Annotated in this window: 21 protein-coding genes and 6 pseudogenes; 9 read left to right on the forward strand and 18 right to left on the reverse strand. The window is 69.8% G+C overall.

The genetic code is table 11. The features are described from left to right. Positions 1 to 155: 155 nt before the first annotated feature. A pseudogene (locus ACZ5DC_RS30990) lies at positions 156 to 285 on the forward strand (succinyl-CoA--3-ketoacid-CoA transferase); the annotation flags it as partial. A 337-nt stretch (positions 286 to 622) separates the two neighbouring features. Here ACZ5DC_RS30990 and ACZ5DC_RS30995 read toward each other — a convergent pair. The 3 genes from ACZ5DC_RS30995 to ACZ5DC_RS31005 form a co-directional block, all read right to left on the reverse strand. Further along, complete coding sequence (locus tag ACZ5DC_RS30995; RefSeq protein ID WP_468658156.1) at positions 623 to 1069, reverse strand: zinc-binding dehydrogenase; 447 nt, start codon at positions 1067 to 1069, stop codon at positions 623 to 625. 269 nt (positions 1070 to 1338) lie between these two features. Then, positions 1339 to 2418: a protein kinase family protein gene (locus ACZ5DC_RS31000; protein WP_468658158.1), complete on the reverse strand. Its 1080-nt coding sequence runs from the start codon at positions 2416 to 2418 to the stop codon at positions 1339 to 1341. Positions 2419 to 2455: 37 nt separating this feature from the next. Beyond that, on the reverse strand, positions 2456 to 3838 hold the full coding sequence (locus ACZ5DC_RS31005) for a glycoside hydrolase family 6 protein (RefSeq protein ID WP_468658160.1): 1383 nt from the start codon (positions 3836 to 3838) through the stop codon (positions 2456 to 2458). Between the two features lie 185 nt (positions 3839 to 4023). Between ACZ5DC_RS31005 and ACZ5DC_RS31010 the strand changes: the two are divergent. Beyond that, a pseudogene (locus ACZ5DC_RS31010) lies at positions 4024 to 4445 on the forward strand (winged helix-turn-helix domain-containing protein); the annotation flags it as partial. 128 nt (positions 4446 to 4573) lie between these two features. Here ACZ5DC_RS31010 and ACZ5DC_RS31015 read toward each other — a convergent pair. From ACZ5DC_RS31015 to ACZ5DC_RS31035, 5 genes and pseudogenes are all read right to left on the reverse strand, one after another. Beyond that, a complete protein-coding gene (locus tag ACZ5DC_RS31015) occupies positions 4574 to 5230 on the reverse strand; it encodes a hypothetical protein (protein WP_468658162.1) in 657 nt (218 codons plus the stop codon). 480 nt (positions 5231 to 5710) lie between these two features. Then, positions 5711 to 6367: pseudogene (locus ACZ5DC_RS31020) on the reverse strand (IS701 family transposase); the annotation flags it as partial. 139 nt (positions 6368 to 6506) lie between these two features. Beyond that, positions 6507 to 7394, reverse strand: coding sequence for an SDR family oxidoreductase (locus tag ACZ5DC_RS31025; protein ID WP_468658164.1), 888 nt, complete (start codon positions 7392 to 7394; stop codon positions 6507 to 6509). 29 nt (positions 7395 to 7423) lie between these two features. Continuing rightward, on the reverse strand, positions 7424 to 7807 hold the full coding sequence (locus ACZ5DC_RS31030; RefSeq protein ID WP_468658659.1) for an MmcQ/YjbR family DNA-binding protein: 384 nt from the start codon (positions 7805 to 7807) through the stop codon (positions 7424 to 7426). A gap of 128 nt (positions 7808 to 7935) precedes the next feature. Continuing rightward, positions 7936 to 8846: pseudogene (locus ACZ5DC_RS31035) on the reverse strand (NADP-dependent oxidoreductase). 280 nt (positions 8847 to 9126) lie between these two features. On the opposite strand from ACZ5DC_RS31035, the gene ACZ5DC_RS31040 reads away from it, so the two are divergent. Next, on the forward strand, positions 9127 to 9969 hold the full coding sequence (locus ACZ5DC_RS31040) for an RNA polymerase sigma factor SigF (protein WP_468658166.1): 843 nt from the start codon (positions 9127 to 9129) through the stop codon (positions 9967 to 9969). An 81-nt stretch (positions 9970 to 10050) separates the two neighbouring features. Here the strand turns inward: ACZ5DC_RS31040 and ACZ5DC_RS31045 are convergent, their stop codons facing one another. Then, positions 10051 to 10410 (reverse strand): STAS domain-containing protein, encoded by a 360-nt coding sequence (locus ACZ5DC_RS31045; RefSeq protein ID WP_468658168.1) that lies wholly within the window; start codon positions 10408 to 10410, stop codon positions 10051 to 10053. Between the two features lie 177 nt (positions 10411 to 10587). Between ACZ5DC_RS31045 and ACZ5DC_RS31050 the strand changes: the two genes are divergently transcribed. After that, complete coding sequence (locus ACZ5DC_RS31050; protein ID WP_468658170.1) at positions 10588 to 11046, forward strand: ATP-binding protein; 459 nt, start codon at positions 10588 to 10590, stop codon at positions 11044 to 11046. 65 nt (positions 11047 to 11111) lie between these two features. Here the strand turns inward: ACZ5DC_RS31050 and ACZ5DC_RS31055 are convergent, their stop codons facing one another. From ACZ5DC_RS31055 to ACZ5DC_RS31065, 3 genes and pseudogenes are all read right to left on the reverse strand, one after another. Then, on the reverse strand, positions 11112 to 11561 hold the full coding sequence (locus tag ACZ5DC_RS31055) for an ATP-binding protein (protein ID WP_468658172.1): 450 nt from the start codon (positions 11559 to 11561) through the stop codon (positions 11112 to 11114). Between the two features lie 116 nt (positions 11562 to 11677). After that, positions 11678 to 12421 (reverse strand): annotated as a pseudogene (locus tag ACZ5DC_RS31060) (transposase); the annotation flags it as partial. A gap of 263 nt (positions 12422 to 12684) precedes the next feature. After that, positions 12685 to 12858 carry a CsbD family protein gene (locus ACZ5DC_RS31065; protein ID WP_468658174.1) on the reverse strand — a complete coding sequence of 58 codons (174 nt, stop codon included), beginning with the start codon at positions 12856 to 12858 and terminating at the stop codon, positions 12685 to 12687. A 139-nt stretch (positions 12859 to 12997) separates the two neighbouring features. Here ACZ5DC_RS31065 and ACZ5DC_RS31070 point away from each other — a divergent pair, with 139 nt between their 5' ends. Next, positions 12998 to 13168, forward strand: coding sequence for a hypothetical protein (locus tag ACZ5DC_RS31070; protein WP_055495969.1), 171 nt, complete (start codon positions 12998 to 13000; stop codon positions 13166 to 13168). 590 nt (positions 13169 to 13758) lie between these two features. Here ACZ5DC_RS31070 and ACZ5DC_RS31075 read toward each other — a convergent pair. Beyond that, the gene (locus ACZ5DC_RS31075) at positions 13759 to 14103 is read right to left on the reverse strand and encodes a type II toxin-antitoxin system PemK/MazF family toxin (RefSeq protein WP_468658176.1); all 345 of its coding nucleotides are present in this window, start codon (positions 14101 to 14103) and stop codon (positions 13759 to 13761) included. 168 nt (positions 14104 to 14271) lie between these two features. Here ACZ5DC_RS31075 and ACZ5DC_RS31080 point away from each other — a divergent pair, with 168 nt between their 5' ends. From ACZ5DC_RS31080 to ACZ5DC_RS31090, 3 genes and pseudogenes are all read left to right on the forward strand, one after another. After that, positions 14272 to 14805, forward strand: coding sequence for a GNAT family N-acetyltransferase (locus tag ACZ5DC_RS31080; protein ID WP_468658178.1), 534 nt, complete (start codon positions 14272 to 14274; stop codon positions 14803 to 14805). 400 nt (positions 14806 to 15205) lie between these two features. Next, positions 15206 to 15421 (forward strand): annotated as a pseudogene (locus ACZ5DC_RS31085) (transposase); the annotation flags it as partial. A 245-nt stretch (positions 15422 to 15666) separates the two neighbouring features. Then, on the forward strand, positions 15667 to 17679 hold the full coding sequence (locus ACZ5DC_RS31090) for a S9 family peptidase (RefSeq protein WP_468658180.1): 2013 nt from the start codon (positions 15667 to 15669) through the stop codon (positions 17677 to 17679). 1078 nt (positions 17680 to 18757) lie between these two features. Here the strand turns inward: ACZ5DC_RS31090 and ACZ5DC_RS31095 are convergent. After that, positions 18758 to 19036: a winged helix domain-containing protein gene (locus tag ACZ5DC_RS31095; protein ID WP_468658182.1), complete on the reverse strand. Its 279-nt coding sequence runs from the start codon at positions 19034 to 19036 to the stop codon at positions 18758 to 18760. 378 nt (positions 19037 to 19414) lie between these two features. Next, positions 19415 to 20572, reverse strand: coding sequence for a PQQ-dependent sugar dehydrogenase (locus tag ACZ5DC_RS31100; protein WP_468658184.1), 1158 nt, complete (start codon positions 20570 to 20572; stop codon positions 19415 to 19417). A gap of 540 nt (positions 20573 to 21112) precedes the next feature. Here ACZ5DC_RS31100 and ACZ5DC_RS31105 point away from each other — a divergent pair. Continuing rightward, a complete protein-coding gene (locus ACZ5DC_RS31105) occupies positions 21113 to 21784 on the forward strand; it encodes an SGNH/GDSL hydrolase family protein (RefSeq protein WP_468658186.1) in 672 nt (223 codons plus the stop codon). A 371-nt stretch (positions 21785 to 22155) separates the two neighbouring features. On the opposite strand, the gene ACZ5DC_RS31110 is transcribed toward ACZ5DC_RS31105, so the two are convergent. From ACZ5DC_RS31110 to ACZ5DC_RS31120, 3 genes are all read right to left on the reverse strand, one after another. After that, complete coding sequence (locus ACZ5DC_RS31110; protein ID WP_468658188.1) at positions 22156 to 22338, reverse strand: hypothetical protein; 183 nt, start codon at positions 22336 to 22338, stop codon at positions 22156 to 22158. A gap of 1763 nt (positions 22339 to 24101) precedes the next feature. Further along, a complete protein-coding gene (locus tag ACZ5DC_RS31115; RefSeq protein WP_468658190.1) occupies positions 24102 to 24665 on the reverse strand; it encodes a carboxymuconolactone decarboxylase family protein in 564 nt (187 codons plus the stop codon). Positions 24666 to 24819: 154 nt separating this feature from the next. Continuing rightward, the gene (locus ACZ5DC_RS31120) at positions 24820 to 26049 is read right to left on the reverse strand and encodes a low temperature requirement protein A (RefSeq protein ID WP_468658192.1); all 1230 of its coding nucleotides are present in this window, start codon (positions 26047 to 26049) and stop codon (positions 24820 to 24822) included. Positions 26050 to 26092 lie beyond the last annotated feature (43 nt).

Raw genomic sequence — 26092 nt, forward strand, 5'->3', positions numbered from 1 at the left:
CCGCCGGCCCGCCCGGCGCAACCCCAGCACTCCGACGGCACGCGGTGCGGGTCCCCGTCCGCATGAGACGGAAACAACCAGCACCGATCGATCAGGTCATTCACGCGAGACTGCCTGGTTCGACGGGCGTGGGCTGGTCTGAACGACCGAACCCGCGCGGGGGCGGCGTCGGCATCCCCGCCTTCTCCCCACCGGCCGGTGTGGGCACACATGATGCAGGGCGGGTTGCCCTGGAGGTACGCGTCGGACGGCTGGGTGGCGGTGGCCTCGCCGGCCGGGCAGACCACCGTCGACTCGCTGTCGCCCCGACCGGTCCGGGGCCCCGATGGACGGCGACTTCCGCATGGATTGCCGAGCTGACCGGGGTCAGACACGAGGCAGCGGAACGGGCATGCGCCTCCCGCGCGGCGCTGAACCGGCCCGTGGACGAGACCGAGGTCGCGCAGGTGCTGCTCCGTGATGCCGGCGAATGCCGGGCCTCCGCGGGGTGGACCCATCGACCTGACGGCAGGCATGGCCGCGCCAGCCTGACCTGAACCGACCGTGAGAGGTACAGCACGGGACGGAATCAGCACCGCTCCACCGGGCCGACATATCCGTCCGCGACGGGGGCCCACAGGCATCAGCAACAGGGTCCGCGTCGGACTTTTCCGGGAGCCTGACCGTCGTCGGCGCTGCCGCCCCGCAGCGGTGAGTCCGGTGGGGCGGCCTCCCGGCCGCGGCAGATCATGTCGGCCGGCAGAAGGTGGACGTCGGCGAGGAAGAAGTCCGCCGGGTCCAGCGTGAGCCCGCGCCCTGCCGTGTAGCCGAGGAGCGCGGTCCTGCCCCGCGGACGGACCAGGGTGAGGGCGTTGCGCAGGATCGTGCCGTCGACCGTGTCGATCAGTACGTCGGTCTTGCCACCGATCGCCTCCTCGGAGAGGTCGGAGGCGAGCAGTGCCTTGGCGACGCCGGGTACCTGCGGCAGCTTCGCGGGGCGCCCGACCGCGCCGACCACCACCGCGCCCGCGCGCGCCGCGAGTCGTACGGCCATGGCGCCGACGGCGCCGGACGCGCCGGTGACCGACACCCGCCCCCCGTGCAACGGCCGGGCCCGACCCTCGTGCGGTACGCGCACATGCACCAGGTCACCGACGCCACCCGGCAGTACGTTGCCGCACTTGCTGCACACGCCAGGAACAGCGCGACGATGTCCCGGCCGTCCAGCGACAGGAGACGCAACCGGCACAGCCCGGCCGCCGAAGACGTGCGCACGCAGCCTCGCCCGCCCCCTGGAGAACCCTGTTCGCCCGGTGTTCTGTCCGCGCACCCCCGTGTGGGACGGCTTCGGCCCGCACTTCACTCCGGCGCTGACGCGCCGGCCAGTGCCCGTCGAACCTCGGCTGCGGGGAATGGAGTGCGCTTGCTTTCCGTAACGAGTCGATGGGCGAAGTCGTCCATGACGACGGCATGCTGGGCATGGCGATCAATGATCGCGGTGATTCCGGGAGGCACGCCGTCGGGGCGGCGCCCTGCGATCCACCGGCGCAGGAAAGTCCCGAGTTCCGTGTCGCCACGCACGGCCTCGGGCAGGTGGTGGCGCAGCAGGTGCCACGGTGCGTAGCAACGGTCGTATACGAGGTGGTCGCAGAGGAAGGCGGCTTCCTGAGCCGAGAGGTCGAAGTGGCGGCTGAGAGCGAGCCCGAAGTCCGAGAAGTAGACCTGCCGGCCGTCGGTCAGCAGGTTGGCGAAGTGCGCGTCGAAGTGCACCAGCCCACGGGAACTCATGAACTCGGTCCCCTCCAGCAGCGCGTCTTCCACCCACAGATAGGAGGAGTCGCCTCCGGGCTTCGTGCCGGCCGCCTCACCGGTGACGCTGAGCCAGGCCGCGAGTGTGTGCGGCACGTGCTCGAGGAAGAGCACCAGGCTGACGGACGACTGGCCGATGGCTTCCAGCCGGCGACGTACGGCGGGTGATCCCTCCCACTGCGCGACGGCTTCCTCGACGCCTCCGAACTCATCGGCGAAGTCGGCAGGAGGCTGGTCCGGCAGAACTCGCCAGTGGTACATGAGCGGGAAACCGGCGAATTCACCCGTCAGTGCCCACGCGGTGGTCATGACGTGTGCGGCCAGTTCGCGCCAGGCCCCGAACCCTGCCGACCCCACCCCGTACTGGTAGTGGAGAGGGAGACCGAACAGGTTGGCGGTCGAGCGGACGTGCTCCGGCCGCAACTCGATGTCCGTCAGGGGGATTCGCTTGACGAAGACAGGTATCCCCGCGACTTCCATCTCCCCCCGCCTCCCACCGATGCCCGAGCCCAGTGCCGGCGCGGCAGCCACCGCATCGCCGAGCCGGCGGTCGCTGAGCAATGCGAGCCGTGCTCCTACGGCCGCGTAGGCGGATACACGTGCGGCGGGTAATGCGCGGGTCTCATCCATCGGCGGCTCCTGCCTGACATCGCACTGACCCGTTTGATCATGCCAGGCGTCCCCACGCGACTCCGGCGGTTGCCGGGAGTGACTCCCCGAGGAGCGGAGACAGCCGGCATCCCCCCCGCCACGGCTTCCCGGCTCGTCCGTCGTCTTCGGGTGTGTGCGACCGATGGGAGTGAACTGTCCGCTCTGCGAAGGAGTGCGGCACTGAGTCACATACCCGGCCGGTCATCGGGGTCCGGATGGCGCCGTGCCGCGTCGCGGTGTGCTGAAGCCACGCCGCCGCAACCGCCAATTGCCGTCTGTCGGGGAGCTGTTGTCGTGGCACTCGATCCACGCGCCCGGTCGGTCCGGACTGCACGAATTCCCCGGCAGGCGGCAACGTAGCGGTCACCCCTCCAGTCCAGCTGCTCGGGGCCAGGCCCGACGGTGCCTTCCTCTCGACGATGCCGTACTCGGGGTCGATGGCGCCGCCGGTGTTGCGCGTGCAGCTGCCGTCGGACTCGCCGGGGATCTTGATCCACAGGTAGGCGTCGACGAGGGGTACGCCGGTGTCGGCGGTGGGACGCGGGCCGAGACCGCGGCCGGGTGCGTTGCACCAGGCCTCCGGGTCCCCGGTGTACTTGCCCGGCTCCGGGGTCCAGGCACCCAGACCGTTGCGGCTGGTGTCGATCACGAAGTGCTGCGACCGGTCGGCCGGCGGGGTGCCCACGTTCTGGTCATACCAGGCGTCGGTCCACCGCCAGGTGGCGGGATCGGCGGAGGAGACCGCGTTGCCGGGGATGCCGTCGTTGGGGGCGGCCGCCGAGTAGTACTGGTCGGCGCACCGCCCGGCGTGGCCGCGCCCCTCCTCGGGTCCTTCGGTGGCGAACCACATGCACTTGGAGATCCAGGTGCCGTATCTGGTGTTGTGGTCGGTGGGGTGGGTGTTGGACACGTTCAGGGCGAAGCCGTCACTGCGGCGGACCCCGGCGTCCAGCAGCCGCTGGGCGATCTCACCGACGGGCCGCCATTGGACGTTCCCCGCGTCCAGGTAGACCGCGGTGCGCGGCCTGGCCTTCAGGGTCTTCACGGCGTAGGCGAGGTCGGCGGTGCGGGCGGCGGTGAGTTCGCCCGTCGGGTCGGTGGTGGGTCCGCAGTCCCTGGGGAGGAGGGCCGTGCCGTCGGGTTCGACGACGACCACCGCCTTGCTGGTGCCGATGCCCGCGGCGAAGGCATCGATCCATTGCCGGTAGGCGGCGGAGGATGCGGCTCCGTCACCGGAGTACTGCGTGCAGTCCCGGCCCGGGACGTTGTAGGCGACCAGGACCGGGGCCCGGCCCACGGCGCGCGCACGGCGGACGAGCTCACCGACCTTGCCGCGCACCTCCTCGGGCGTGCCCTCGGTGAACCATACGGCCTGCGGCCAGCCGGCGAGCTTGGCCATGTTCACGGCGTTCCCGGTGTCGCCGTCCGCGAGGTCCGCGAGGGCCTGCTGCGCAGCCTTGCTGTGGCGGCCGGACGGACGGGAACGGGACAGCGGACGCAGGCCCGAATCAGCAGCCGGCACAGTGCGGCGGGCCGTGCACGAGCGGGCGGGGAACACGATGCCCCGGCGCGGGCGAAAGCGCACGAGCACGGCGGGACGGGCGCGGGCTCGCCGGGCAGCGGTTCGCGGCGGGTGAGAAGACCGCTGTGACCGCGAAGGACCTGCGGGTGAGCGTGCGGTCGGTGGAACGCTGGCGCCGTGCCTGGCGCGAGGGCGGCATGGAGGAGGCCCTGCGCTCGGCGGGTCCGGCGAACGCCCCGACCGTCACCGACGCCCAGTTCGCCGTGTTGGAAGAGGAACTCGGCAAGGGACCGGCAGCTCACGGTTTCGATGAGCAACGCTGGACCTTGGTCCGGGTTCGGACGGTGATCCGCAGGCGGCTGCGGGCGAGTCTGTCGGTGGCGACGGTGTGGCGGCTGCTGAAACGGCACGGCTGGTCCTGGCAGGCCCCTGCCCGCAGAGCTCGAGCGTGACGAGCCTGCCGTGGAGCTGGTGTGGCATCGACACACCCGACGACCTCGACTGCAAACTCCGCCGCGAGTTACGCAGAACCCAGCTCCGGCCCCGGCTGATCGACGGCTGCCTCACCGCCACCGGCCTGACTATCAACCCACCGACCCCGTACTGAAAACCTCAGTAATGCTGAGGTTGGTCCGGGCCGCGCGGGTTGGTGGTCCCGCTCGCGCCCGCTTCCGGGTCTTCTTGCTCGCCCTCGAAGAGCTGCTCGCGCCCGGCTTTCCCCCAGGTCACATACTGAAACCACATAAGTGCCACCAGGGCGGCGACGCCTACCACCACGCCTGTGACGAACCCGGCGACCGCCGAGTGACCAGCGACGATGGTGCCCAGCAGGCCAGCCGCAGAACCGGTCAGGACCGCGGTGACCACGCCGATCATTCCGGCGACCGTCCGGAAGACCTGGGCGTATCCGCCGTGCAAGCCGTGCATGGCCAGCCGCCGCGAGGGCCGGACGCTGGCCAGGTAACGGGTCAACTCGGGCGCGAAATCGAAGTAGTAAGCACGGAGCCGCGCGATCCGTTGCGCGTACTGAAGATCCTCGATCCCGGATTGGAGAACCCGGTCGAAGGTGACGAAGCCGACAAAGGCAAGCGTCGAAAGCAAGATCAGGCCGAAGGCGTAAAACGCGGTGCTGATTTTGGTCGCTGAGACGACCAGCCCGAGGGCGACCATTCCGGCCGACACCGCACCGATGAAGATCGTTGCCCGGCCGGTTGATTCGGTGACTGCCTCGGCCCTTGCTCCCTGAAGGGTGAAATGCTCGGTGGTCACGAACGAGACGGCGGACGACCGCGGATCCGTCTCGCGTGCCTCCGTTCCCGCGTCCTCGTCGCTGCTCGTAGTCCCACCAGCTTCCGTATAGGGATCCGGATGTGACTTTACGACAGGAGCAGCCACAGGGCTGATGTAGACACTCCGTACACGGCCCACCCTGCCGGAGGAATGAGACCGGGCACGTCCGCCACCGCGCAGGTGCCGAGCGTCTCACCCAGGGCGTTCTCCTCCGCCTCAATGGTGCTGAGTCCGTAGATGTACTTGACGTCGCTCGAGACGCCGGAGTGGGTGCACCAATAGGCGGCCGATGACGGGCGGACTGATCGGAAGTCACATGATCGGCCGGAGAAGTCCGAGTAGTGCTTCGTTAGGTTCTGGGTCTGGTTCTGTTGGTGATGAGGGGTCGGCCGCAGGTGGTGCAGGTGCCGGTCCAGCACCTCGGCAGGTCCTGGAGGGCGTCCAGGATCTGGTAGAGGGTCAGGCCGGCATGGGGGCCTTTGGGTCGAGCCGCCGCAGGGTGAGGAAGGCCTGGGCGGCGGTGACGAGAGTGACGTGGTAGTGCCAGCCGCGCCAGGTGCGGCCTTCGAAGTGGTCCAGGCCCAGGTCGTGCTTGAGCTCGCGGTAGTCGTGCTCGATCCGCCAGCGCATCTTCGCCCACCGCACCAGGTCGGCGATCGGGGTGGCCGCCGGCAGGTTGGTCATCCAGTAACCAGTCGGCCCGTCGGCTTCTTCAGGCTGCTCGACCAGCAGGGTCCGCAGCGGCAGCACGCCGTCCCACCGGCCGCGTCCGCCTGCCCGTTCCTGGGCCGTGCGGCTGGCTTCCTTGCCCGACGGCCGCACCTGAAGCACGGCGAAACGCGAGGTCATCGTGCCCCTGCTGCCCTGCCGCCACGTGACCTCCTCGAACACCGCGGCCTCTTCAACCAGGCCTGGCAGCGGCCGGGGCGCCTCGCGGTAGCGAGGCAGGGTCGGCGGTCCCAGCCCGCCATATGAGGGTTGATACGGCTGGGCGTCGGCAGGCCGTGCGATCTCCTTCGGGTCGACAGCCACGACATAGGACCAGCCGCGTTCTTCCAACGCGAGCCGGAAGGAGACGCTGCGGCCGTAACCGACATCCGCCACGAGCCAGTGCGGGTCCTGCCAGGAGTGGAAACCTGGGGCGCGGCGGGTGACCTCGTGCGGGAGCGCGGACAGGGCGAGTGCGCCCGATCTGCCTACGCGGGAGGTCAGCAGTCACTCACCCTGCCCGGTCCCGGCGGCATCAGCGAGGATTTCAGCCGAGGGCGGGATAGTCGCCGGCAGCGAGGTCGTCGATCAGGCTCGGGTGGACGGGCTCCCAGCCGAACCGCTCCCGGGTCGGTGCACTCGACGACGGCATGTCGAGGGCGAACACGCGGCCGATGACACCGAAACGCTCGGGCGGCACCGACTCGACCGGCACGCCGAGAGCGCCGCCGATAGCTTCGGCCAGCGACCTCATGGTGTCGCCCTCATCGGCTACCGCGTGCAGGACCGTGCCCGGCGCAGCGTCCTCGAGTGCGATGCGGAACAGCCGGGCGGCGTCAAGCCGGTTGACCGCCGGCCATCGCTGCCCGCCGTCGCCGACGTACGCTGACACGCCCGCTTTCTGCGCGGCGGCGATGAGCACCGAGCAGAAGCCGTATGTCGTGCCGTACTGGTGCACGGAGCGGGGCAGCCGCACGACAGAGCACCGGACGCCCTGGTCGGCCAGGGCCAGCACCGCGCCGGAGGTGCGGCCGCGGCCACCGACCGGACCGTCGGTGGTGTCGGGGTCCTCCTCGGTGGAAGTGTGGCCCGGCATCATCGGGGTGAGGCCGGCATGCACGAACGGCTTGCCACTGCCTGCGAGTGCGGCGGCGAGGGTCTGCACGGCGCGTGCTTCCTCGTCGATGCCCTGTTCCAAGTTGTTCCAGTCGTTGCTGAAGGCCAGGTTGATGACACCGTCCGCCTGCGCGGCGCCGGCGCGGAGGCTGTCGAGGTCGGTGAGGTCGCCGCGGAGCGGCGTCCCGCCGGCGGCGGTGACGGCCGCAGCCGCGGCATCGGAGCGGACGAGGCCGAGGACCTCGTGACCGGCGGTGATGAGCTCGGGAACGACAACTGAGCCGATGCTGCCGCTGGCGCCGGTGACGAACACGCGCATGGGGGGCTCCAGACTGGTGCGACGCCGCGTCAGGCGCGGCGGTTGTAGGTGTGGGGATTTACGGGTTGCTTGGACTTGGGGAGGCCGTCGACCACGAGATGGTAGGAGCCGGTCACGAGTTCCTTGACCAGCTCGTCGTCGATGGCGTCTCCGCCCTCCACTGTGATCCAGTGTTTTTTGTTCATGTGGTAGCCGGGGGTGATGTCTGCGTACTGCTCACGCAGGGCCGTGGCGTCGTCCGGATCGGCTTTCAGGATCACGACGGGCCGTCCCGGCATGTCGGTCATGAGCATGAAGACCTTGCCGCCCACCTTGTGCAGCTCCCAGTCGGGGTCGAAACGACGCTCCTGGCTGGTGCCTGGCAGTTGCGCGGTGTGGTCACGCGCGATCTTCTGCAGTTCCTGTCCGTCCAAGGTGATCAACTCCTCCGTCGGCGAGCCGGGCGCGTGTGTCGGTCCGGGTTCTTGCGCCGGTCGGTGGCCGAAGGCCATGGCATAGATCGGGGCCATGGCCTGCCGGCCGGGCCGTGGCTGTCTGCTGCCTACGGGAGACTGCGGATGACTGTCTTCCCGCGGCGTCGCGTGGTCGGGTTGAGGGCGTCGACGGCATCGTCGAGGCTCGCGACATCACCGATGTTGGTCCGCAGCCGTCCGTCCCGCACCCGCTGAACGATCTTGCCCAGCTGCGCGCGGTCGGCTTCGACGACGAAGTCGACGGCCAGGCCGTCGATGGGCCGTGCCTCGACCGGGCCGACGACGGACACCAGTGTTCCTCCGGCCCTGATCAGAGCAGCGGACTGCTTCTGGACGTCGCCACCGATGACGTCGAGGACCAGGTCAACGCCGCCGACGTCCTTCAGCGTGTCGTTCTCGAGGTCGACGAATTCGTGCGCTCCGAAGTCGAGCGCCTTCTCGCGGTCGGCGGCCCGTCCGGTGCCGATGACGTAGGCGCCGGCCTCACGTGCGAGCTGGGTCACCATCGTCCCGACTGCCCCCGCCGCGCCATGAGCGAGGACGGTCTGGCCGGCCTGGAGGCGGTCGTGCTGGAACAGCCCCTGCCAGGCGGTCAGACCCGAGACGGGCAGGGACGCGCCTACCGTGAAGTCGACGTCGCCGGGCAGCGGTGCGAGGTTGCGTGCCTCGATCGCCACGTACTCCGCCAGGGTGCCGTCGCGGTGCCAGTCGGAGAGGCCGAACACCCGCTGCCCGACCGACAGCCCCGTCGTGCCGTAGCCGAGGGCGGTGACCACTCCGGCCAGCTCGTGGCCGGGGATCGACGGTGTCTTGTCCCGGCCGGCGCGATCGGCCCAGGTCGAGGACCACTCCATCTCGGTGGGAACGAAGCCCGGATCTCAACGATGACGTCGTTGATCGCTGCCACTGGCTCCGGTCGCTCTGTCAGCGTCATTCCGGCCGTTCCCGCAGTCTGGTCGGTGACCACAATGGCCTTCATGTAAATCATCCCTTGCCGTGTATATGTGGCGGGTTTTCGTTTCCCGGTTTAGATGAAGGTGAACAGCTGGTCGGCGTCGAATCGCGAGATCGGAGTGGTGTACACCTTCTCCGGGTCGGGGTAGCCGAGGGCCAGCAGCACCGTCGTGGTGTGTCCGCTCTCGTCCGATCCACCGTTCGCTCAGGGAGCAGGCATGGGTGCAGGATCGCGGGGTATGCGCGCTGTCGTCGGCCGTTTCGGCAGGCAGCAGCTGTGAGATCGATCGTGGGAGGGTATCAGCATGGCGCCCAGCACGCTGGCAACGCACACCCGGACGGCCGAGTTGCCGGAGGTCGCCGATCCTTCCCAGGTGGCGCCCAAGGACGCTCGCGAGCTCTCCAAACTCTTCTTCCAGCAGCTGGCGGTGCTGGAAGAGGGCACCGCGGAGTACAGCTACGCCCGTAACACACTGATCGAGATGAACATGTCCCTGGTCCGCTACGCGGCCGGACGGTTCCGCAGCCGTGGACCGGAGGAGATGGAGGACATCGTCCAGGTCGGCATGATCGGCCTGATCAAGGCGATCGACCGGTTCGAGCTGTCCCGCGAGGTGGAGTTCACCTCCTTCGCCATCCCCTACGTCGTCGGCGAGATCAAGCGGTTCTTCCGTGACACCACCTGGGCCGTGCACGTGCCCCGCCGCCTTCAGGAGGCCCGCGTCCAGCTCGCCCGGGCCACGGAGGAGCTGCGCAGCCGGCTGGGTCGCACCCCGACGGTCAAGGAGCTGGCGGAGCTGATGAGCCTGTCCGAGGACGAGGTCCGCGAGGCCCGCTTGGCCTCCAACGGTTACAACTCCTCCTCCCTGGACGCCACGCTCAACGGGAGCGAGGACGGCGAGGCTGCGCTTCAGGACTTCATCGGGACCGAGGACACCGCTCTGGAGCTGGTGGAGGACTTCCATGCCCTCGCACCCATGATCGCCGAGCTCGACGAGCGCGACCGGCAGCTCATTCACATGCGGTTCGTGGAGGAGCTCACCCAGGCCCAGATCGGCGAACGTCTGGGTGTCTCGCAGATGCACGTCTCGCGACTGCTGTCCCGGTGCCTGGCACGGTTGCGCGAAGGCATGCTCACGACCGGCTGAGCCTATCAGCGGTACCCCTCTTGATGCCCGCCATGGCTGTGGCGGGCATCAGCCATGCTCAGTTCGTCCGGCCGGCGGGGGTCAGGCGGCAAGTGCGTCGCGCAAGCTTGGGTGGCAGGGGATGACCTCGGTGAGGCCGACGATGTCGAGAGTCCGGGAGACGGCGGGGCTCGGTGCAGCGAGTCGCAGCCTGCCGCCGTGGCGCCGCGCGGTGTGATGGGCGGCGATGAGAGCGTTGATGCCGCTGGAGTCCATGAAGGTGACGCCGCTGAGATCCACCACCGTCACCTGGGCGGCAGCGTCATCAGCGATCAGGGCATTCAGCAGCTGCGGAGCACTGTCGAGATCGATCTCGCCGCACGCCGTGACCACCCGGACGCCACTGGTATAGGTCATGTTGATCGACAGACGCGCATTTCCTGCAGAACGGTTGTCCGCCACAGTCCCTCAGCAAGTGTCGGTGCCGCCGAACCCAGCACTTCCTCGATGTGGATCTGCTCGCGCATGGTACTGGTACTGCACCCGGATGGCCCTGCCACCCACAGGTATATGTTGCCCGTGCGCGGTACCCGCCCGGGAAGAACGGCGTACGCGAGCGCGGCGGGAGTGACAGGACTGATGGGCGCGGACCCGGAACGTGAGTGTTGCCACGGACCGAACTCAACGGCGGTCGAGGAGACCGTCGCGCTGTCGGGAGACGGCTCCTGCATCGCCGAGGCGCGTCACCGAACTGCCGCCTTCTTCACCGGGGGCGCAGCCGCCAGCCGTCCAACGAAGGTGACGGGGCACCTCGTTGGCTTGGCGCAGCTCGTGGTCAGCGAGCTGGTCACCAACGCCTGCAAGCACGCACCCGGCCCCATCCGGCTGCGACTGCGTCTGGCGGATGAGGCGGTGGAGGTGGAGGTGTGGGACAGTCACCCCGAGATTCCGTCGGCTCGGCAGGCGGACCCCTACCGGGTGGGCCAGCACGGTCTGGAAATCGTGAAGGCCGTTGCGGCCGACCTCACCGTTCTGCCCGAGGGGGCCGGGAAATGGGTTACCGCCCGCCTCCTCCTTGATCCCCACCCCTCGGCCTGACGCTGGCCCGGCAGGAGATGTCAGCCGCTCTCGGTGTGCGCTGTCGGTGTGCGCTTGCGCGAGGGTCAGCTGGCAGGTTGCTGCAAGGACAGGTGCGCGACGACTCGTTTGCCGGTGTCCAGGGCGACGGTGCACACCTGTTCGCAGAGCCGGGTGACCAGGTGCAGGCCGTGTCCGCCGATGCGGCCGGCGTCGGACACCTGGAGGCGGGGCGGAAGCGGGGAGCTGTCACGGACGCTGATCCGCAACTGGGCGGCATCCGGAGTGACTTCGAGTGTGAGTTCACCCGGGCCGGGTGCGTGACGGACGGCGTTGGTGACCAGTTCGCTGACGACAAGCTGGGCGTCCTGGCTGGGCCGCGCGCGCGGATGATGTCCAGCCCGTGCCAGCAGCTGACGCACTGCGTGGCGGGCGTCGGCGATGTGCGCACTCCTGGTGCCCCAAGCAGCGCCGTAGCGCCAGGGCACCCTCGGCTTCTGCTCCTCCGGGATCTGTTTACTGAGCGTGGTAGTCATGGAGAATCCCGTGCGGTTTCCCTTGGCTTTTGTTCACGTGCAGTAGCTCTTACCTGTATTCGCCTACCCGCTGTGACGCCATTACGCCTCTGGCGGCTTACTGAGCTTCTTCGTCCTTGACGCTCCAGGGTGAGGATGGCTTTGGCAATTGACGTCATGCGGTTCGGACTGCATCGGGACCTGCGGAAGATCCGCCAGGATTTCAAGCGGGCGACGCCGCGTTCGACCGGTGCCCGTGCCGCGTCCAGGGCCCGGTTGACGGTCTTCTCGGCGGGGGTGAGTTCCTGCAGGGGCCTGCGTTTGATGCCCGTGGTCAGCCAGGGGCCGCCACCCTGGTAGGCGAGATCGGCCAGGACGGGGACGCCCTGGCGCTCGCAGATGCGGATGATCCGGTGGGTGCGGGCGGCCGTCAGGTCATGGCAGCGGCCCGGCAGTGCGGGCGAGAGCCACAGCAGCCGGCCGTCCGGAACGGCGACCACCTGCACGATCACCCCGTGCCGGCGGTGCTTGTGGGAGTAGTCGGCCCGTGAGTCGCCGACCCGGTCACACTCGGCGAGCGTGCCGTCCACGAGGACGAAGTCCGGACCGTGCTCGCGCAGGACTTTCAGCAGGCCTGGGTCGCGTTCGGCGAGGAGACGGACGACCGCGCTGGTGTAGGCGTGGGCGGTGGACTCGCTGATGCCGAACCCGGCGGCGATCTTCGCCAGGGTGGTGTGCTCGCGCAGGTACACCAGTGCCACCATCGCGCGTTGGGACGGGCGGAGCTTGCAGCGCCGGTCACCCTCACGGGTGACGATGAGCCTGGTGACCCACTCCACGAGCGCATGGGACAGGTCAAGTGCGGCAGGATGGATGACCAACGAGGCCCCCGAGCAGCGTGGTTGAGACGTCAGACATCGCCACCAACTGCCCAGGGGTCTCGGTCGTTGCGCTTCGCGGACCGTCACCCAATCGGTGGCCTACTCGAAGAAGCTCACTGTTCGAGCCTTCGGCTGGCAGGGCACGTTGCCTGCCGCTGGATTCGCCAATGGAAGTCGCTGTCACCCGCGCGACGAACCGGCGTGCCCCGGCCAAGCCCGGAAGGGCCCCCTCGTAAGGGGGCCCTTCCGGGGGTGGTGGCGCGTCAGTGCTTGAAGGCGTCCTTTGCCTTTTCCTTGGCTTCACGGACGTCCCCGGTGCTCTTCTCCGCCTGGCCTTCGGCGGCCATACGGTCGTTGCCCACGGCGCTTCCCAGGGCCTCCTTGGCCTTGCCCTTGGCCTGCTCGGTCTTCGCCTTCGCCTTCTCGTCGGCAGTCACAGAACAACGCCTCCTCATAGCTTCAGGACCGCGGCTGCGGTAACCGGCTCGTGCCCCTGCTTTCCCTCTACAAACAAGGCCGCGACGCCGAATATTGAGGGAATGACAGGGAAGACGGGCCGGCAGGAGGTCGATAACTATGGTTCCCCTGCTTCTGGTCCTGCTTCTCGCGGTCATCCTTTTCGGCGCCGGGTTCGCCGTCAAGATCCTTTGGTGGGTGGCCCTCGCCGTGCTGGTCGTATGGCTGCTCGGCTTCGTCATGCGCTCCACCAGTGCCGGCGGTGGCCGTGGCCGCTGGTACCGATGGTGACCTGAGCGCGCATCCACCCAGCAGGGCCCGGCCGTCTCGGCTCGGGCCCTGTCGGCATGCCTCGCGCGGTGACAAGCGGGCATTCCTCATCCCGGGTGAGGATGAACCGGGCGGTGCGGCGGGCATGGAGATGGGCGTCGGTGGCCAGTTCGGACACCGCGAGCATCACCGAGTCCACGAGATCCGGTACGGACCGCTCCCAGCCCAGGGCGGCCAGGTGCGTCCGGGTGCAGTCCCGGGCGGCCTTCACACCGCTGTTGACGGGCAGCGACCGCGTCCATCCGATCGCTCGCAGGGAGCAGACGCGCCAGCTGGGATTGCAATCCGGTGTTGACGAGGCGGTGCGTCGCCGCAGCCGCGGGTTGTGGTTCAGCGTCCCCCTCCCGGCGGTGCCTCCCCTCAACGATCACCGCCACTATCCCCCAGCGCACCTGCACGGCCAGACGGCACCCGATCGGCCTACACGGCTCACGCGCCGATGTGCGGCGTACCCCGTTCGGTCGGCCCCGAACGAGCCAGTGGGCGAAGAAGCCACGTTGACCTGCGAGAATCGCGGGCATCCGTGCTACACGGTGAGGTCGGCGAGCAGCCTAGTGCACCGTCTGCTCGAGTCCACCGGCACGGAGGGCATCCTCGATCTCGCCGAGCTTCGCTGACGACAGGACTCCCACCTGCTCGGTCAGATCTTCCTTGGCCAGCGTGACGAGCCACGTGCACGGGACAAGACCGGGACGTGGCAGCGCCACTCGAAGGACGCCCTCGAGAGGCAGCCCCTCGGGCGCCCCCACTGCCACCTCGACGGCCACACCGCTGATCTCGGTCCCCGCAGGAGCGACAACCTGCATCGCTCGGAACCCAGACGCTTCGCTTCCTGACAGCAGTACCACCGGCCGCCGCTCGTCAAAGTCCGCCAACCAGACCTCGCCGCGCTGCATGTGCCCTCCCGACGCAGGATCGCGGGGGAACCTTGCACGCCCCGGACCGAACACCTCATTGTCGGCCGTAATCCAACCAGTTCAGCGGTCGCAGCGGCCAGCGAACCCGGTGAACCTTCGCGGTCACAGCACTGGGCCGGTGCTCGGCGGAGAGATCGTCATGTGGGAATGACTGAGAACCGATCCACTGTGGCACCAACTGTGGTGCGGCTCGCCCAGTACACGAAGGCGGACCAGGAGGAGATCCTTGGCAACAGCGATGATCCCTTCGGTGTCGCCCGGACCGGTCTGACCTGGCTGCCGAAAGAAGAGCACTTCGGCATCCGGCACGACGGCCGCCTCGTGGCACACGCCGGCCTGCTGCGACTGCCTGTTGCGATCGGCGGCGCCGAGACAGAGGTGGTGGGCGTCGGCGGGGTGGCCGTCTCCCCCGGCATGCAAGGTCAGGGCCTCGCTCGCCTCGTCGTCACAGCTGCCCTGGACCACGCCCGAGCGATGGGTCCTCAACACGCACTCCTCTTCTGTCGGCCTCCCCTCGTGTCGCTCAACCAGCGCCTCGGATGGCACCCGCTCGACAAGGACGTATTCGTCGAACAACCCGAAGGCCGCCTGGTGACCATGCCGCTGCGGACCATGGTGACGCCCCTGCGTGACGATGCCCGGTGGCCCTCAGAGCCAGTACGGCTCTCGCCCCCTATGTGACGGGCCCCTTTAGCAACAGCCGCGCAGCGCGGCGACGCAGGTTCACCCATCTCGCACCGGTGTCATTTCGCACCAACATTTTCCGGCTCTGCAATCGACAAGCGCTTCCCAACTCGGTGACAAACGGTGTCGACTCTCGGTTACGAAACCAACCGGGCACACTCCGGCATCCGGACCGCCCTGAACAGTTCGGCCTCGTCGGCTCGAAGAAGAAGAACACCTACTGAGCTTGCTCTTTGACCTGCGGTGTCGAAATGTGCTTCGAACTGTGTCGCTGAGATGGGCATTGGCCGGACAGTGAGGCGGCCTTCGTCTGATCATGTGCTCCGACCAAGGTGCACTGATCAAGACGAAGGCCGTGAGAGTGAATCTGCTGCCTCAGGACGTCCCGGGGTGAGCATTCCCCCCGATCCCGAAGCGCTGGGCGGTCGAGCGGACCTACGGCCGGCTGATGCTCCGCCGCCGTCTCGCCCGCGACTACGAGACCCTGTCCGCCCGGTCCGAAGCCATGATCCCCCTCGCCATGACAGACCTCAGGGTCCGCCGCCTCACTGGCGAGAACACCATCTCCTGGCGCGACCCGACACCACAGACCAAACAACAGATCCCGGGATAAAACACCGGGATAAAACGACCTCTCAGGGGCGCATTCGCGTGGGGCACTCGTCGTCCTCTCGAAGTCGGAGGGCGGCGGGCGCGACATCGTTCACGAGTCAGCTCGTAGACGGCTGACGGGATCCCGTCCGATCACTTCGATCGGGCGGGATCTCTGCGTTTCGCCGGACGGGCGGCAGGCACCCCTGGCGGGCGGCGCCCGTAATCCGCTGTTCACCGCCTCCTTCGCGAGCAAGAATCGTCCGCATGTCTGCGATCCCCGGTGGCACGACCGCCTTCCACGACCTGCCCGCGTTCCTCGCCCAGCCTCGCATCAACTCCCTTGCGCTGTCCGCCGACGGTGGCCGTCTCATCGCCACCGTGCAGACGCTGTCGGAGGACCGGACCAGGTTCGTGTCCGGGCTGTGGGAGATCGATCCGGCCGGGGAGCGCGAGGCGCTGCGCCTGACCCGGTCGCGGAAGGGCGAGTCCGGGCCCGCGTTCGGCCCGGACGGGGTGCTGTACTTCCTGTCGGAACGCGAGGACGACAGTGATCAGGACAAGCACGAGGGTGCCGCGCTGTGGGCGCTGCCCGGGCGTGGTGAGGCCGCCGTCGTGGCCCGGCACCCGGGCGGGATCACCGCGTTCACCGTCGCCCGGGACTCCGGCGCGCTGGCCTACACCGCCGGGCTGCTGCCCGGGGCCGCCGACGCCGACGCACACGGCAAGCTGCGCACGGCGCGCAAGGACGCCAAGGTCACCGCGATCCTGTACGAGGCCGGGCCGACCCGCGCTTGGGACCGCGATCTCGGCCCCGAGGAACAGCACACCTTCGTGCGCGCGGAGGCCGAGGGCGCCGTGGTCGACGCCGGCGGGCAGGGCGTCGGCCTCGAGCACCCCGGGGACGTGGCGCTGTCGCCCGACGGGACGCGAGTGGCCTACACCCGGTTCGTACCCGGCCGGGTGCCCGCCGAGAACCGCACCGCCGTGGTGGTGGCAGACGCGGCCACCGGCGAGGAGGTCTTCGTCCTGGGCGATGTGGAGCACCTCTACGAGGCGCCGGTGTTCACGCACGACGGCTCGGCGGTCGTGTGCTCGCGGATGACGTGGCCGACTTACGACGAGTCGATGGACATGACGCTCGTCCGGGTCGGCGTGGACGGCGGTAAGGCCGTCGATCTGCTGCCCGGGTTCGACAACTGGCCTGTCGGCGCCGTCTGTTCGCCGGTCGACGACGCCCTCTTCTTCGCGGCCGATGTGGAGGGGCACGCGCCCGTCTTCCGGCGGGACGCGGACGGCACCGTGACCAGGCTCACCGCCTCGGGCGCGTACGGCTCGCTCTGCGTGGCCCCCGACGGGCGGACGCTGTACGCGCTGCGCAACGCGATCGACTCCCCGCCGCGGCCGGTCAGGTTCGAGGCCGGCGTTGCCGACCAGACGCCGGTCGAGCTGCCCGCCCCCGGTGCGTTCGACGCGCTGCCGGGCACCCTCACCGAGGTGCACGCCGACGCGGCGGACGGGTACCGGCTGCGCGGCTGGCTCGTGCTGCCTGAGGGCGCGTCGGCCGAGAACCCCGCGCCGCTGCTCGTCGCCGTGCACGGCGGGCCGCAGGGCAGCTGGAACGGCTGGACCTGGCGGTGGAACCCATGGCCGTTCGCGGCCCGCGGCTACGCGGTGCTGCTGCCCGACCCGGCCCTGTCGACCGGCTACGGTCAGCAGGGCCACCGGCGCGGCTGGGGGCAGTGGGGCGGGGTCCCGTACACGGACGTGATGGCGCTGACCGACGCAACCGAGGCCCGTGACGACATCGATGCCGCGCGCACCGCGCTCGGGGGCGGCTCCTACGGCGGCTACATGGCCAACCGGGTCGCCACGAGCACAGATCGGTTCAAGGCGATCGTGAGCCACGCGGGCCTTTGGGACCTGCGGTCCTTCCAGGGCGACACCGACGCGCCCTGGTACTTTCAGTGCATCTTCGGGGACCCGGTGACCCGGCCCGAGCGGTACGAGGCGCACTCCCCGTACCTGGACGCCGCGAAGATCCGTACGCCGATGCTGGTCATCCACGGCGCGAAGGACTACCGCGTGCCGGTCGGCCAGGGCGCCGCGCTCTTCCAGGATCTGCAGCGGTTCGAGGTGCCTGCGAAGTACCTGTACTTCCCGGACGAGAACCACTGGATCCTCTCCCCGGGCCACATCCAGGTCTGGTACGAGGCGTTCCTGAACTTCCTCGACCACCACGTCCTTGGTCACGAGTGGCAGCGGCCCGGACTGCTGTGAGCGCAGGCGGGCGTCGGCCTTCGACGAGGTGGGATCCCCGCTGTTGGGCAGGAACGGACGCCGGTTCACCGCGGCCGACACGTCAGCGGACGCCAGGTGCAGCGGAGTGGTGGGACGGTTCCACGCCGACGAACGTGTGGCCGGCGGGGCGTGGGGCGGCTGCTGTCGTCAGCGGCCGGTCCGGCGGGGCCGCGAGCGGCGGGCTTCCAGAGTCCGGGAGTTGTACCCGTCCGATCATTTCGATCGGACGGGATCTCTGCTTTTCCGGGCTGTACGAAAGGTCTGGGTGCGGGCGGGAAAACGCTGCGGTGAGGAAGGCTCGCGCTTCTGCCTGCGGGGAGATAGGGAAGCATGCTGATGGGCGTTACGGTATCTGCCTGACGGCGATCAGCCAGTGGGTCGCGCACGCCCCCGCGGCTGCCGCGCCGGGGATCGCTCGCACCCTCGCGCACTTCGTCGGCCAGGTCCTCGCCGACGCCCCCACGGACGCCTCCAGGCTCTGCGGGCGCAGCGCGACGAACAGGTGGAGCGGGCCCGTGCAGTGGCGGAGACCGTGGTGGCTCTGCACCGTTGACCACCGCACCGGATAGGTGCGCACCGGTGCGGTGAGCCTCCCTGGTCTGGCCGCCCTTGTAGGCGTACGAACGGAAGACTTTGACTGCGATTTCGTCGCGGTCGTCGGCGAGTCTCTATGAGCCCGGCGACTAGTTCGAAGTCTTGCTTGCCGGTCGCCGCGTCGGCCACCGCGTTGAGGGGCAGGGTCTCGAACTCTGCCGCGGACAAGGAAGTTAGGTTGACCTCCATCAGTACGGCGACGTCGTCGGCGGTGAGCGCGGCGCCCGGGGCCTGGAGGAAGCCGAGGACGATGTTGACGCCGGTGCGGACCCGCCAGGGGCGGGATGTTCAGCAACGGGTGGGCGGCCAGGGCCGGGGCCAGGAGGGCCTGCGCCCGGCCGGTGGCATAGTCGGGGGCGGTGTCGAGCCGGCGCGCGTCGGAGGCGGCCGCGCGGCAGCCGCCTCCGGGATCGCCCGGCACCGGTAGGTACCGAGAGCGAGCTTCGCTGCCACAGCAGGCTCCTCACCGTTGCGGCCTGCCGGCAACGAGCTCCTGGATCAGTCCGGCGACGTCCTCCAGGGCGAGGTCGGCCGTTTCGGCGAGCGTGGCCAGGTCCACGGTCCGCCCGTCGATCAGCGGGCGCAGCACCGCTTCCGCCTCGCGCGCGAACTCGTACACGGTGCCGGCGGCGGACAGCGCCGTATCGTCATCGTCGCCGACGTCCAGCCCCGCGCGGGCGGTCTGACGGCGGTCCGCGCGGCGTGCGATCGGAGCGCGGAACCGCCGAGCCCCGGCTGTCATGTCAGACCGGGAACTGGCCGTGCCGATGCGCCAGCCGTCACGCCTGGCCCCGGGGGGCCCGGCGTGTTGAGGCTGGGCCCCACACCACTTCTTCAGGCCGGGGCTTGTCGCGGGCGTCGCCCTACAGCCTGCCGAAGCCTGCCGACGTAGCCGCCACCACCTGCGAACAAACACACGTACGAGCGGATCAGGCCCCGCAGCACCGCGACCTTCTTGGACTGAGTCTCTCCCTGGACCCGCCTGCTCGCGGCGGTGGCACGAGGGCGGTCAGCTCGCGCTGCGACAGCTCCTTGTGCTCCCTCGTGTTCCGCCGATCATGCTGGTCGCCGAGCTGTTCGGATTACGCGCCCCGCTCGCTCTGGGGACCGATTCCGATCTCTACCTGATGGTCACCTTGAGGATGCGGTCCTTGCCGGTGCCCTGGTCGGTCGTGCCCATCCAGAGCTGGTCGGCGCCGGGAACCTTGGCGATCGCCCGCAGCCTGCCGTACGTGCCGTCGTAGTACGAGGTGGCGTGTTCGACGTCCTGGCCGGTGGCGTCGATCGGCATCCGCCAAAGCCGGCGGCCGCTCAGCGTGGTGGCGTAGATGACATCGTTGACGACCGCGATCTGGGCAGGCACGCCTCCCTTGTCCGGATCCCAGACCATCTTGGGGTTCGTCATGCCGGAGGCCGAGCAGTTGCCCTGGCAGGTCGGCCAGCCGTAGTTCTTGCCCGGCTTGACGAGATTGAGCTCGTCCCACTCCTCAGCGCCGATCTCGGTTTCCCACAGCCGGCCGGCGCGGTCCCAGGCCAGTCCCTGGGGATTGCGGTGGCCATAGCTGTAGACGCGGTTCCCGAACGGGTTCCCGGGGGCCGCGGCACCGTTCTTGGTGATCCGCAGGATCTTTCCGTTGGGCGACTTCTTGTCCTGGGCGAGTTTGCGCTCCGAGGCGTCTCCCGTGGCGATGTACAGGTACCCGTCGGGTCCGAACGCGATCTGCCCGCCGTTGTGCCTGGTGTCCTTGGGGTCCCTGCGGATTCCCGTGAGAATGGGGGTGGAGCCGCTCAGTCTGGTGCCGTCGAAGCGCATCCTGACGATGCGGTTGTCCTTGGCCGTGGTCTCCATGAAGAACACGTCCTTGTCGGTGGTCCCGTTCCAGGTTGGGGACACGGCGACACCCAGCAGGCCGCCCTTGTCCCGCGAGTCGCTCCACACCGCGCCCGGCACGGTGCCGACCTTCTTCTTGGCGCCGTCCCGGGCGATCTTCCAGACCACGGCGGCGTCACGTTCGGTCACCAGCGCCGCCTTGTGGCCCGGGAGGAACGAGATCCCCCAGGGTGTCGTCAGCTTGTCCGCGAGCGTACTGATCTCCGCGGGTGCGCCACCCGCGCGCGACGCACGGGCTCCACTGGCCTGTGCATGGGGAACGGAGGGCGGCTCCGTAGCCGTAGCGGGAGGCCCGGACACGCCGACGGCCATGATGGCGGCGGCAGAGGTGAAGGCGCCCATACCCGGACGGACCCACTGCAGCATTGAAAGCGCCAAGCGTGACATCCTGTTGCCTTTCCTAATATGGAGCGGCCGCTTGATTCCCGACCTGAAGGGAACCGGCCAACTGCGATAACAGGGAGGAGTGCTTGTTACCGCGCTGCATCGCGAATACCGGGTTGCCAGGACCTGTCCTGACTCCTTTTGGAGTCTCAGCCTCCTGAAGCGCAGGCAGCGGTATCTACCCGCCCTGACGACGGACTGACTTCCGCGCTGCGGACAGCGCACATCAGTGAGCTTGCGGGCTGACGAGTCAGCCCGCGGACACCGGCGCCGGGAACTCCCTCCCACGAGTGACCCGCAGTCATGCAGGTGGACGCGGAACGGATTACACCGTTGCAAGTGGCCAGTTCTTGTGGAGTGCCCCACGGGACGGCGTCGGGTCGCCAGACGGCCCACGGCCGCGAATTGTCGACTGAACTTGAACTCGTATGCAGAGTTGCGCGCGCCCCGCATCCGGCCGGTGCATGCTGTGGTCGCTCCCACGGTGCCCTATTCGGGCCAGCCCATTGGTGAAACCTCCGTCAGACGCATTACCTTCAGAACATGGGCATGCGTGCATTCCGGCTGACAGGCCGCGCAACAGTGCTGGCGAGCCTGCTGTGCTCCCTCCTGGCCGCAGGCGTCAACGTTCACGCCGAGACCACCGCCCCACATCTGAGGCTGTATGTCCTGGGTGACAGCCTTGCCGGCGGCAGCGCCCAGGGCGGTAAAGGGTCGCACGGCTGGCCCTCACTGGTCGCTGGACAACTGGGACTGACGCTGAAGCTCGACGCCAAGGGCGGCACCGGCTACACCACCGGTGGCCGGCAAGAAGGCGGACGGCCGTACACACAGCGGATCAAGCAGGCTATCGCCGCGAAGCCGGATGTGGTCGTGGTCGAGGGCTCCCGCAACGACACCAGCCCGACGAAGACCCGAGCCGCCGCGGTAGACGCCCTGCGCCGTCTGCATGTGGGATTGCCCCACGCACGCATTCTGGTCATCGGGCCCATCTACGCGTTCCGGCGACCGATCCGCTCTCACCCGATCGACGAGGCGGTCTCGGCCGCGGCAAAGCAACTCAACCTGCCTCACGTGTCCGCAGTGCACCGTGGGTGGTTCACCGGATCCGCTCACCAATTCATCGGAAGCGACGAGGTGCATCCCACGAACGCCGGCCACGCATACCTCGCCAAGCGGATCCGCCCCGAATTGTCACGGCTATTGCATACATGAGACCGGGATGTTGTCGATCCACTGCGCGCCGGAGGCGGCCGCGCGGACAGCCGCCCCCGGAACCGCCGGCACCGGCTCGATCCGCCGTCGTCACAGTGCCGTACGCCCTGACACTTCTTCCCTCGCCCGGCACCGCCGACCGTCCCCATAGGCCGGCACCCGCCTCCGGGCGCGACGTGCCGACTTCGACCCCATGGTCCGCCTCGGACGGGTCCGCTCCCCGCAGTCGACCGAGGTCCGCTTCGGCACCAGCCGGGCCGGGGCCGTCGACGTCGCGCTCTACACCACGGCCTCCGTCCACGCGATCATCCCCGACCACTCCCTGCGCCCGGCACCCGCGCCTGCCCAAGCTTGCGGGCACCCGTCCAGCGCTACGCCGGTACTCCCCCACCCGCCACGTCCCAGCCACCCAAGAAGGCAGCCAAGGCGCGGCGCTGCTCTTCCTCACGGGCGATCTGCCGGGCGAGGACGTCGCGGCCGATGTACGGGGCGACGGCGGCGAGGACCAGGCGCCGGAGTGCGGCGGGCTCCAGCGCCTCCCCCTCCCTCTGCACCGGGCGGCGGGGGTCGAACCGTAGCGCCGGGCGAGGGCCGGCCAGCTGTACCCCGTCATCAGGACCGCCGGCGGAACCAGCCGCGGCCACGGCCCGGCTCTCGATCGTCCTCCGGCTCCGGGTGCGCGGAGGCCTGAAGGCGGGCAGCTTCAACGGCGGCTTCCTCGCGGGCGACGTCGTCGGGGTGGCAGGTTCCGCACACGGACAGGTCCCCGGCCTTCCAGGCCGTCCGGTGCGCAGTGGTCTCCTCCCACCGCCGGTCGGTGAACTTCCTTCCGCACCGCTTGCACACCGGGCGCTACACGTCCCGCTCAGCGGCACGGCCCCGCTCATCCTCCGTTTCGGCCTGCGCGTACGGGCGGTGGTGGAGAGCGTCACCGTCGGGGTTCTCGAGCGCGTCGGTCAAGGTCTGTTCGTCCTTGCGCCCCAGCCGCCGCCGCACCGCCGCGTCCGCGCCGGTGCGGGGCGCGGGGCGGGCATGGCGCCGGCGCGGCGTTGCCGGGTGGCCCCAGGACGGCAGGCACGGGAAGTACGGCGGCGGGCTCGGACGGCGGGACGGCCGGGCCGGGCGACGGGCGGCCTCCGGGCACAGCACCGCACGGCCACCGGGCGCAGCGTGGGCCGGGGGCGGGACCCGCGCGGGCCCTGTCGGTGGCCGGCGGTCCGGCGCGCAGCGAGACGGCCCGCCGCGCGGCCGCGAGGCCGATGTGGGCACGACACGGCCCGGCGGTCCGGCGGTCCGGTCCGCTGCGCGGAGGGGCCGTACGGCGCAGGCAGCGGCGGCCGGGCGGCCGAGGGTGGCCGGGAGGAAGCGGGACGGCGGCGTGGCGCGGGCGGGCGGCCGGGCGGGACGGCGGACGCAGGCCCAACCCTGCGGGACGGGCCGCCGCAGACCGGAACAGCGCGGCGGCCGGGGCACGGGCGGCACGGCACCAGCACGGCGGGACGGGCGCGGGCTCGCCAGGCGGCCGGACAGCGGCGCGGAGACGCGGAGGCACGGACGAGAAGCTGGGGCGGCACGCAGGACAGACGGGCGCGGCCGGGCCGCCAGGACGCCGCGCAGCTCGGCGCAAGCCTCCGGACGGCCAGGGACCGGCACGGCGCGGTAGGCGAGACGGCCGGGCGGCGGGAGGCCGCCTTCGAGCACGGCGCCGCGCGGCCGCAGCACGGCGGGGTCCGGCGCGGGCGGCGCGGAGACGCGGGGAGTACGGCGGCGGGCGGCGCAGGACGGTCGGGCCCAGACAGGCGGGCGCGGGGGCCGACGGCCCGGGAGCGGGGCCCGTCCGGCCGCCGGCCCGAGGGGGCCGGTGCGGCGGATGGCCGGCCGCCGGACGGCACACGGGCGCAGCGGGAGCGGGAGGATGGCGGCACGGGCACCGAGCACGAGCGGGTCGCCGGTGGGACAGCCGGGCGCGTGCGGGCCCGGGGGGCGGAAGGCGCAGCGGGACACGGCGCAGGCAGGTCACCAAATCGCCGGCGGCCTGAGGGCCTGCCCGGCCGGGACCCGCGCAGGCCCGGCCGGCGGCATACGGCCTGACACGGCACGGCGGACCCGGCCAGGGGTGGGGTGGTGCGGCCGGGCGCTTGATGGGCCCTGATGGTTTGGGTGGCGGGCCCCCTGGCCGCAGTGCACGGCTGGCCCTTCATGGACAGCCCCCGGATGTCGCGGTCCGGTGCTGTTCGCCTCGCCCGCACATGCGCCGTCTTGTGCCCGGCGGGTCTGGCACTCGCCTGACATCGCGTTGGGTGCGGTGGTTCTCGTCCTAGACGCCGTCGGCGGGCACGGGGACGTCGTAGGCGTTGAGCAGCATGGAGACGGCGACGTAGTGGGCGGTGAGGTTCACCAGCTCAACGAGTCCGTCCTCGCCGAACACGGCGAGGGCCTCGGCGTAGGTGGTCCCTGGCAGCGGGCCGCCCCGGTACAGCGCCGTCACCACGTCGTGAGCGACGAGTTCCTCGCGCGGCAGGTCGGCCGGTCGCTGCCCGGCCACCAGGTCGGCGACGGCGGTGTCGGGCAGTCCGGCGGCCTGGGCCACCCGGGCGTGGGAGTACAGCTCGTAGGCGGCGTTCAGCCGGGCACCGATGGTGAGGATCACGACTTCGCGCACGCGCGGGGTCATCGCCGAGTCGGTGAACAGGGCCTCGCTCCAGCCGAACAGCGGCCCGCCGAATTCAGTGTGCCGCAGAAGCGCCGGGAACGGGCCGATCAGGGCCCCGTCGTCGTCCACGCTGGTGAACGCTGTGAGGTCGCGTTCCACCACGGCGCGGATGCGTGCCTCCAGGGTGCGATTGTCGTCGGTCAGCTCATCCGGTCGGATCGGTTCCATACGCATGGCTTGGCGGGGGTGCGGCCCCGAGTGGCCAGGTCACCCCGTCCTCCTCTCGGTGCACGGGCGCGCTGTCTGCCGCGCACCCCCGTCGGTTGATCTTCAGATGGGTCTCGGTCGGGCCCGCGCTGCGCGTCGTGCGTTCGGCGCTTCGTCAGTGTTGTCTCCTCTCTGGCCGAGGCTGGTGTTGGGCCTCGGGGGTGCGGTCGTGGTTGGCCGTGTCGTGGGGTGGGTCCCCGTCCAGGTGCCGGTGTGGGTGGCGGCGCAGCAGCAGCCCGCCCGCGCCGACGGTGAGGACGGCGGCGGCACCGGCCAACGGGGCCGCGGACGGCCCGGAGAAGGTGCACAGCAAGATCGCCAGCGCGCCGGTGGGCATCGTGAGCTGCTGAGTGAGGGTGGTCTTGAAGTGGCGTGAGTGCAGCAGCCACACCACGAGAAGAAACAGTGCGGTGGGAACGGTCACGGCGGCTGCCGCGGTCTGCGCCGAGATCTTCGCCGTGCCGGCCGCCTGCTGGACGGCGACCTCGATGCCGGCACCGATGGCGGCGGCGGACGCGAAGACGAGGTAGTGGCCGTAGCCCCAGAGGAAGCCCTGGCGGTTGGAGACGAGGTAGTTGTGGATGGGGACCGCGAAGTAGAGCCACCATGCGGTGAACACGATGAGCAGGCAGCCTGCGGCCAGCGGCAGCAGCGCATTGAGTGCCGCGTGGCCGTCGAGGGCGTTCTGGACAGCGACGGCCGCGCCGGCGACGGTCTCACCGAGCACGATCAGGGTGAACAGGCCGTACCGTTCGGCGATGTGGTGCGGATGCCAGGGGATGGCGCGGTTGCGTTCGGCGACCAGGGGCACCGACAACTCGGCCAGCACGAGCGCGGCGAAGAAGTAACCGCGGCCGGCCGCCGGCAGGTACAGCATGATGATCCACCCCAACTGGCAGAGCACGACACCGCCCGCATAGCGGTGGGCGACCTGGCGTTCCTGAGGGTGGGTAGCGTCGTGAGCGGCGCGCAGCCACTGGAAGGTGAGGGCGAGCCGCATCACGACGTACCCGGCGACCGCGACCATGAAGTCGCCCTGGTCGAAGGCGCGTGGCACCCCGGCGGCCAGGATCAGCACACCGGTGATCTGCACCAGGGTGGCCACCCGGTACAGGGCGTCGTCGGTGTCGTATGCCGAGGCGAACCAGGTGAAGTTCATCCAGGCCCACCAAATGGCGTAGAACACGGCGAAGTAGCTGGTGATCCCCTTTTCGAAGTGGCCCTCGGCGAGAGAGTGCACCAGTCGGGTGTTGGCCTGCGCGACGGCGACGACGAAACAGAGGTCGAAGAGCAGTTCCAGTGGGGTGGAGGTGCGGTGCTCCTCATGGCGGCTGCGGGCGGTCATGCGGTGCATGGAGGGGGAGCCGATCAGTAGAGGTGACGCGGGG

The sequence above is a fragment of the Streptomyces sp. NPDC031445 genome (genome assembly GCF_055581365.1).